Source organism: Stieleria tagensis (assembly GCF_024129865.1).
Classification (GTDB): Bacteria; Planctomycetota; Planctomycetia; order Pirellulales; family Pirellulaceae; genus Stieleria; species Stieleria tagensis.
On the sequence record NZ_JAMYFE010000138.1, the window covers coordinates 1 to 8,387 of the forward strand.

Below are 8,387 nucleotides of genomic sequence, written 5' to 3' on the forward strand. Positions count from 1 at the left end.
CAAAGCGCGTCAGCGAGGGATTTAGCCGGTTGACGGGATCCCTCGCTGACGCGTCGGGTTACCAAAAACCAGTGCCTGACGTGAAAGCGCTGGCTTCAAAACGGACGCTTCGGGTTACCAAGAACAATGCCCCACGCGAAAACGCAACCTCAAAAGGCGGAACAGGGATTAGGCTGCGATCGAAGATCGCAGGCGACTCTCCGATAATTTGCCAGATTCGAATTCATAGCCGAAGTAACGAATGTCGTCCTGGTACGCCTGGCGGACGAGTTCAACTGTTTGGTCGTCGTAGAACTGGCGAAAGTCCCGCGCCTGCTTGGAGACATTCAGTGTGGGCAATCGGGCGGTGATCCCAATCCGCTGACAGATCTGATCAAAGTCCTGGTTCAGATTCTCGAATCGCCCCAGGAAGTCGACGAGCAATTCACCGGAGGGGCTACAAACCAGTTCGCGCTGCGCCAGTGTATTGCCATCACATCGCCAACGAATGTAGTCCGCAAAACCACTGAACCGCTGGAATTGTTCGTACTGCTGATGCTTGGTGTTTTTGCGGATGTAGGTGTACTGAGAAACCTGCCAGTCCCAGGGATTGCGGACGACCGCAAATGAAAACAGCGATCGATAATATGACTCGCCCAAAAACACCCGAATCTGGCTGGCCGTGGCATGCCCGGCGCAGGGTGTCGCATCCCATCGAGAGGGATACGCGAGTCCAATCTGTTTACAGACCCGCACCGTTTCACGCTGGAACCGATAAACCGTGAACGGGCTGAGCGCCTTCGAAACGCTGGTCCCGGCGTTCTTGTAAACATGAACAAACAGGAACCGATGTTTTCTCGATAGCAGCACAATGTCCTCCGGTTCGCGCGCGGCGCGTTCGACGAGCGGAGCAGCCTCGCGAATCGTTGGTCACCGCTGCCCAACGCAAGCCGGTGGCGGGCTCGCCCCAAAAGGCGTTATCGCCCGACGAGAGCATTGAATTCACCCGATCGCTCCGCGGTGCCAACGGAGACGATTACAGCGATAATCCAACGGAATTGCCCCGGACCTCGTGCCCGTTGACGTGGCATTTTCGTCACAACCCGGTGCGTGAGTTTTGAAGGCCTCTCAGGGCCGGAGAGAGGGGCACGCCGGGATCCGTCTCCGGCCGCTTAGACGTCCAGGTTTCGGACGTCCAGAGCGTGCTTTTCGATGAACTCACGACGCGGTTCCACCTTGTCGCCCATCAGCAACCGGAACATTTCGTCAGCCGCACCGGCGTCCTTCATCGTGACTTTGATCAAAGTTCGATTGGCCGGATCGAGCGTCGTCTCACGAAGTTCCTCGGCGTTCATTTCACCCAGCCCTTTAAAGCGAGTGACTTGCAAACCTTTTTCACCGGCGGCCCGGACTTCGGGCAACAGGTCACGCAAATCGACCATCGGCCGACGCACGTCTTCACCGCGCACCAATTCGAACCGAGGTGTTGTCAAACCGGTCCGGTCGGCGGGGATCAAGTCGTCGATCGAGAACCCGAGTTCAGACAGCTCTTTCAATCCACTGTTGATGGTGCGAATCTCATGCAGCTCAGCCAAGTGCGCAATCGACTTCGGGGGTTCCGTGGATTCGGGTGCCGCTGCCGGGGCGTCGTCTGTCGCATCGGTGGCTTCGCCGCCTTCCGCCAATTCATCTTCCTCGGCCGCTTCGTCATCGAGCACCAAATTGTTGGCGTTCAGATGCGTTTCGACTTCGTCGACGTCATGAAACCAGTGTTCTTCGTTGCCGTAGGTCAGCAACCAGGCTGGCAATCGGTTCGACACCGGATCAATCCGATGCGAGTGAATTCGTAGCGAAACGCCACGTCGTTCGAGCGCCAGGATCGCGTCCTCCATGGCCGCCAATGACGTGCAAAGCTTGCGCATGTTTTCGCCTTCGACGTGCCGCCCATCTTCGGCTTCGAACACGGTGTCGTTCAAACCGCGGTCAAGCAGCTGGCTTTTCATTTCTTCGTCGGTTTGCACGTAATACCGTGATCTTCCGTGGGTGACACGGAACAGCGGCGGCTGGGCGACGTAGACGTGCCCGTCGGCAACCAGGTTGTACATCTGGCGATAGAAGAAACACAGCAACAGAGTCCGAATGTGGCTGCCGTCGACGTCCGCGTCGGTCATGATGACGATTTTGTTGTACCGTCGTTTCGAGACGTCTTCATCGGCGCCGATGCCGATACCGATCGCTTGGATCATCGACCGGACTTCCTCGTTGGCCAACACCTTGTCTTCGCGACTTTTATAGGCGTTGATGATTTTTCCACGCAGCGGCAGGATCGCTTGGAAGTCACGCATCCGTCCGCCTTCGGCCGACCCACCGGCCGAATCACCTTCGACCAGATACAGTTCACAGCGCTCCATCTCTTTGCTGATACAGTCGCGCAGCTTGCCCGGCAAACCGCCACCGCCGAGCGCGTCTTTTCGTTTCCGCAACAGATCCTTGGCTTTCCGCGCGGCTTCGCGAGCTTCCGAGGCCAAGAGGGCCTTGCGGACGATCGTTTTGGCCGTCCGCGGGTTTTGCTCCAGGTACTTCGACAGCGATTCGCCCATCACCGTGTTGAGCACGCTCTCGACTTCGGAGTTGGACAGCTTGTTCTTGGTTTGACTTTGGAAGCGTGGCTCGGGAACGCGCACACTGATGATGGCGGTCAGACCTTCGCGAAAATCATCGCCGGTCGGCGGATTGCCTTTGAACAGGTTCTCCTTTTTGCCATAGTTGTTCAGAGTCCGCGTCAATGCGCTGCGGAACCCACTGACGTGTGTCCCGCCGTCTTCGGTGTGAATGTTGTTGACATAGGACTGAACGCTCTCGGAGTACTCGGTGGTGTACTGCAGTGCGACGTCGTATTCGATGTCGTCACGGGTTCCGCGAAACTCGATCACGTCGGAGTGAATCGGATCGCTGGTCCGGTTCAAGTGTTCGATGAACTCGGCGACCCCACGTTCGTACTTGTAATCACCGCCCTCGCCGTTTCGTTCATCTAAAAATTTGATCCGCACGCCAGAGTTGAGGAAAGCGAGTTCCTGCAACCGCCGATTCAAGATGTCAAAACTGAATTTGACGGTCGAGAAGATCTCGGCGTCTGGTTTGAAGGTGGTTTTGGTACCGGTCTTTTTGGTGACGCGACCTTTTTTGATGTCGCCCGTCGCGACACCGCGTTCGTATTGCTGGTGCCACGTAAATCCGTCGCGACTGACTTCGACTTCGGCCCACTGTGAAAGAAAGTTCACCACCGTGACGCCGACGCCGTGCAGACCGCCGGAGGTCTGGTAGGCACCTTTCTTAAATTTGCCGCCGAATTTCAGCACCGTCATCACGCCTTCAAGCGTGCTGACGTCGCGTTCCTCTTCGGCCGACAACTGTTCGTGTTTGGTCACGGGAATGCCACGCCCGTCGTCTTCGACGGTCACGCTGCCATCGCTATGGACGGTGACCGAAACGGTGGTCGCAAACCCCGCCATCGCTTCATCGATCGAATTGTCGACGACTTCGCTGACCAAGTGGTGCAACCCGTTGCGGTCGGTGTCACCGACATACATACCGGGCCGCTCGCGGACGTGCTCGAGATCCGATAGGTGCTGCAGGTCGTCGCTTTCGTATTCGTTGTTGGCCGTCTTTGCGATCGACTGAATCGCCGCCGGAGCTGCGACCGGAACTGCGGCCGCACCGTCCACATTGCCATCTCCGGTCAACTCAACAGAGGGATCCATTGACGTGTTGTCATCTGCGGATGTGTTTTCGGGCTTCGGGGCGGACGGGTCGGGGGAGGGAACGTCGCTCATGGAGACCTGGCAGAGAAGCGTAAAATCGGGCCGCGTTTCTGGGGAAATCGCCGGTTTCTGGCAAAGCCAGAATGCACCGCGGCAAAGGGCAGATTCTAGCAATTTATGCCGCCTTTCGCGACGTGGCTTCGGCCGTACTTACGCCTCGGGGATCAATCCCTAGAATCTGGACCGCTGGCAACTCGTTTTCACACCCAACACCCCCCTCTCTTGACCATCATGCCGCGTTACACCCCCGCTGACATCGAACCGCGTTGGCAAGCCTATTGGGAAGAAAACAAGACGTTTGCAACGCCGGAGACCCCGGGGTCCAAAAAACGCTATGTCCTGGACATGTTCCCCTATCCCAGCGGCGATGGGTTGCACGTCGGGCATCCCGAGGGCTACACGGCGACCGATATCGTCGCTCGCTACGCACGAATGCGCGGCGAAAGCGTGCTGCACCCGATGGGTTTTGATGCGTTTGGACTGCCGGCCGAAGAACACGCGATCAAGACCGGCGAACACCCGCGCGTGCAAACCCAACGAAATATCGACAATTTCACGCGGCAGCTGAAAATGCTGGGGTTCAGCTATGACTGGGATCGCGTGCTGGCGACGACCGACGAACGCTATTTCCGCTGGACACAGTTTATTTTCTTGGTGCTGTTTGATACCTGGTTCGATCCACAACAACAGCGCGGCCGGCCGATCGCCGAATTGCCGATCCCGGACCAGATCCGTGCGGCCGGTGAAGCGGCGGTCGACGATTACATCAATTCACGACGATTGGCCTATCTGGACGACGCGCTGGTCAATTGGTGTCCCAATCTGGGAACCGTGCTGGCCAATGAAGAAGTCGTCGACGGAAAAAGCGACGTCGGCTCGCACCCGGTCAAACGGATTCCGCTGCGGCAATGGATGCTGCGGATCACCGACTACGCCGAACGCTTGCTGAGCGGGCTGGATGACCTGGATTGGCCGACCGGAATCAAGAAATTGCAATCCGATTGGATCGGCCGCAGCACTGGCGCGGAAGTCGATTTCTTTGTCGGCGAGGCAGCAAAGTTCGAGGCTTGGAAATCCGCTCGCGGCAAATCGGGATTCCCCGCCAAAGCCTCTGATGACGCGCTGCGGGTCTACACGACACGCCCCGACACGCTGTACGGCGCGACCTACATGGTCGTCTCGCCCGAACACCCGATGCTGGATCAGCTGACTGCTGCCGATCAGTCAGCTGAGGTCAAAGCGTACTGCGAAAAAGCATCCTTTAAATCCGATCGTGAACGCACCGAGGGCGACCGAGAAAAGTCAGGCGTGTTCACCGGTTCCTACGCCATCAATCCGGTCAACGGGAAACCGATTCCGATCTGGGTCGCCGACTATGTGCTGGCTGGCTATGGCACCGGGGCGATCATGGCCGTCCCGGCACACGACGAGCGTGACTTTGAATTTGCGGTGCAATACGAACTGCCGATCATCCCCGTTGTCCAACCACCGGCCGATGCGGAAAACCGCGACGACATCCTCGCCGGCAAAGCCTGCTTCGCCGCTGTCGGCAATGCGATCAACAGCGGCCCGATGGACGGCAAAGACACTGCCGAAGTCAAACAGCAAATCACCGCGCAACTGGATGCGGAGGGTTTGGGAAACAGCGCCGTCAACTACAAACTGCGTGATTGGCTGTTCAGCCGTCAACGATTCTGGGGCGAACCGTTTCCGATCCTGCACGAGATCGACCAGGCGGGCAATGCGACCGGGCGGATGCGCGGAGTCGATCCTAGTGAATTGCCGGTGCGATTGCCGGAACTGGAAGATTTTAAACCGCACGGACGCCCCGAACCGCCGCTGGCCAAAGCCGGTGACGAGTGGTTGTATGTGACGATCGATGGCAAACGTTATCGCCGCGAAACCAACACCATGCCGCAGTGGGCCGGATCGTGCTGGTACTACTTGCGATACATCGATCCACACAACGATTCGGCGCTGATTGATCCGGAAAAAGAAGCCCAATGGATGCCGGTCGATTTGTACGTCGGAGGTGCCGAACACGCCGTGTTGCACCTGTTGTATTCGCGTTTCTGGCACAAGGTCCTGTATGATCGCGGCCACGTCTCCACGCCCGAGCCCTTCGGCCGTTTGATCAACCAAGGCATGATCTTGGGCGAAGTCGAGTTCACCGGCTACTTCGACGAAAACGATCAACCGGTGTCGACCAAAGACGTCAAAAAAAGTGCGGGCGGAGGCCGCGAATCCAAAGACGGACGCAAGGTCACATTGAAATCGATTGCCGATGACCAAGTCGAGAAACAAGGCGAAGGATTTGTCTTGAAATCCGACTCATCCATCAAGGTCGAAAGCCGCGCCAACAAGATGTCAAAAAGCCGTGGCAATGTGGTCAATCCCGATGTCGTCGTCGACGAATATGGCGCCGATGCGCTGCGGTTGTACGAAATGTTCATGGGCCCACTAGAAGCGACCAAACCCTGGTCGATGGCCGGCGTCGGTGGCGTACGGAGCTTCTTGGATCGCGTCTGGCGAATGATCGTCGACGACCAACAAGACGAACTGGTGTTGCAATCGGCTCTCAGCCAAGGCGACTGTGACGACGAACAAAATCGGATGCTGCACGCGACCATTAAAAAGGTGACCGAAGACACCGATGCGATGAGCTTTAACACCGCGATTGCGCGGATGATGGAGTTCACCAACTTCTTCACCCGCAGCCAACAGCGACCGATCGAAGCAATGAAGACGTTCCTGATCTTGCTGTCGCCCTACGCGCCACACCTGTGCGAAGAACTGTGGAAGATCCTTGGCCAAGACGGCTCGATCGCCCACCAAAGCTGGCCCCAATGGGACGAAGCGGCGCTCGTGCAAAGCTCGATCGAAGTCCCAGTGCAGTTCAACGGCAAAGTGAAATCGAAGATCCAGGTTTCTCCCGATGCCAAACCGGATGAAATGATTCAGGCGGCACTCGAGGACGCCAAAGTGCAATCGCTGTTGGAAGGCAAAAACATTGTCAAGAAGATCGCAGTCCCCGGTCGGTTGGTGAACCTGGTCGTCAAATAAATCGCTCTTTGTGAATTCCGGCCGGGGGGTTACCTTGGTAGCCAACCGAAGCAAGGGTGCTTCAATAGGGTTCCACGATGCGGACGAAAGGATCGTTGTCATCGTGAGATTTCAACGGAGCAAGCCATGCTTGTGTTAACACGACGGGTACAGGATCGAGTGGTTTTTCCCGAGTTGGGGATCACAATCGAAATCCTGAAAACCAGCGGGACGCGAACTCAACTGGGGATCGTCGCCCCGCCGACAATTCGTGTCGTCCGACACGAATTGCACCAACAACATCCGTCACCTGCAGCGGACAGTTTGGCCGCCATCATGCGCGATCAATTCACGTCGGAAATCCGACATGAAATCGAATCGGCAGGCAACAAACTGGCGAAGGCGCAGCAGCAATTGGCCGCCGGCAACACCGATGATGCCTTACTCGCGCTCAGCGAATCGATCGCGGAACTCGGCGCGATTCGCAAAGCGCGCTCATTCGGTTCGTCCTGCAATTGGAACGACCAACCGGATTGTGATTCAACAACGGTTGCCGAATCCATCGCCGAACCGGCCAGCCAGTACACCGTGTCTGTCCCCGAGAACAGCACCGAGCAACCCGTCTCGATCGCCACCGATCAAGTGCTCGCTGCGCTGTACCAACTACTGGGTGATCAAAAACCAGATGCGCTGGTGATCACGCTGGGGCAATAAGAAGCGAAATTGCTTGCTCGCCAGCGTTCGGTCGACCTGAACACTGGCGGGTGAATGCTGCGACGATCCTTAGCGGCGCTGTAATGAACTTGCGGCAGGGGCTTCCTCAGCGGGAACCTGCTGCAGTGCGTTATCCCAGTGGATCAACAACACGTCATCACGTAGCACCGAGCGTTGCACCGGATTGATTTTCTGGCCCGCGAGCAACGGTTGTTTCAAATAGAACCCGACGAATGGCTGGGCCAACGTCGCCTGAAGTTCTTCACCGTCCAACTTGCGACCATCAAGCTCCCAGACTGCGACGGATTCGGCGTTGATGGTCCGTGGAATCCCCGGTGATGAACTGGATGCAGATGAATTGCGCGCCGAAGGCGTATAAGTTTGTTCGACCACTTCGGTGTACGGTACCGACACGGTGTAAGTCTGCTGTTGGCCGTTGACGATCCGCGTCCGTTGTTCGGTGCGAGTCTTTTGCACCGTGACGGCTCTTGTTTGGGTCTTGGCTTGATAAGGATCACGGATCCCTTCGCCGGACAATGCCAGTCGGTCGGCGCGGCCGCCAAGCGGTTTGACCTGGACGATTGTCCGCATGTCCAGCGAGACCGCCGCGTCGGGTTGTGCCGACTGGTCTTGTGCCAGCGCTGCTGACGTGAAGACAGACGGCGCGGTGAAAACTGCTACAAGTCCCAAACCGATCGAAAAGCGATACATCGAGATCCCCTTTGAAAGTCGTGAAAGACAAAGGCAAGTGGGGAGATCCTACGCGATGACCGGGTGGGATTCAAACCGTAGGGTCAGTTCACCCGGGGTCACTGTCGAACCTGCCTCCAG

General features: G+C 57.3%; 5 protein-coding genes. 2 read left to right on the top strand and 3 right to left on the bottom strand.

What is annotated here, in order from left to right:
* Positions 1-168: 168 nt before the first annotated feature.
* Together NHH03_RS26230 and NHH03_RS26235 are read right to left on the bottom strand one after the other, a co-directional pair.
* Entirely contained in the window at positions 169-849 is a 681-nt protein-coding gene (locus NHH03_RS26230) for a sulfotransferase family 2 domain-containing protein (RefSeq protein ID WP_253161318.1), read from the bottom strand.
* 302 nt (positions 850-1,151) lie between these two features.
* Positions 1,152-3,812, bottom strand: a complete 2,661-nt coding sequence (locus NHH03_RS26235) for a DNA gyrase subunit B (protein ID WP_253161319.1) — start codon at positions 3,810-3,812, stop codon at positions 1,152-1,154.
* A gap of 219 nt (positions 3,813-4,031) precedes the next feature.
* Here NHH03_RS26235 and leuS point away from each other — a divergent pair, with 219 nt between their 5' ends.
* Both leuS and NHH03_RS26245 read left to right on the top strand, forming a co-directional pair.
* Positions 4,032-6,863 carry a leucine--tRNA ligase gene (gene leuS, locus NHH03_RS26240; protein ID WP_253161320.1) on the top strand — a complete coding sequence of 944 codons (2,832 nt, stop codon included), beginning with the start codon at positions 4,032-4,034 and terminating at the stop codon, positions 6,861-6,863.
* 126 nt (positions 6,864-6,989) lie between these two features.
* A complete protein-coding gene (locus NHH03_RS26245) occupies positions 6,990-7,556 on the top strand; it encodes a carbon storage regulator (protein ID WP_253161321.1) in 567 nt (188 codons plus the stop codon).
* 69 nt (positions 7,557-7,625) lie between these two features.
* Here NHH03_RS26245 and NHH03_RS26250 read toward each other — a convergent pair whose 3' ends face one another.
* Positions 7,626-8,267, bottom strand: a complete 642-nt coding sequence (locus tag NHH03_RS26250) for a hypothetical protein (protein ID WP_253161322.1) — start codon at positions 8,265-8,267, stop codon at positions 7,626-7,628.
* Positions 8,268-8,387: the final 120 nt, after the last annotated feature.

What these genes read in the sequence shown, in the direction of transcription:
- NHH03_RS26235 (WP_253161319.1), bottom strand. Translation starts at nt 3,812, where the DNA reads ATGAGCGACGTTCCCTCCCCCGACCCGTCCGCCCCGAAGCCCGAAAAC.
- NHH03_RS26245 (WP_253161321.1), top strand. Translation starts at nt 6,990, where the DNA reads ATGCTTGTGTTAACACGACGGGTACAGGATCGAGTGGTTTTTCCCGAG.
- leuS (WP_253161320.1), top strand. Translation starts at nt 4,032, where the DNA reads ATGCCGCGTTACACCCCCGCTGACATCGAACCGCGTTGGCAAGCCTAT.
- NHH03_RS26250 (WP_253161322.1), bottom strand. Translation starts at nt 8,267, where the DNA reads ATGTATCGCTTTTCGATCGGTTTGGGACTTGTAGCAGTTTTCACCGCG.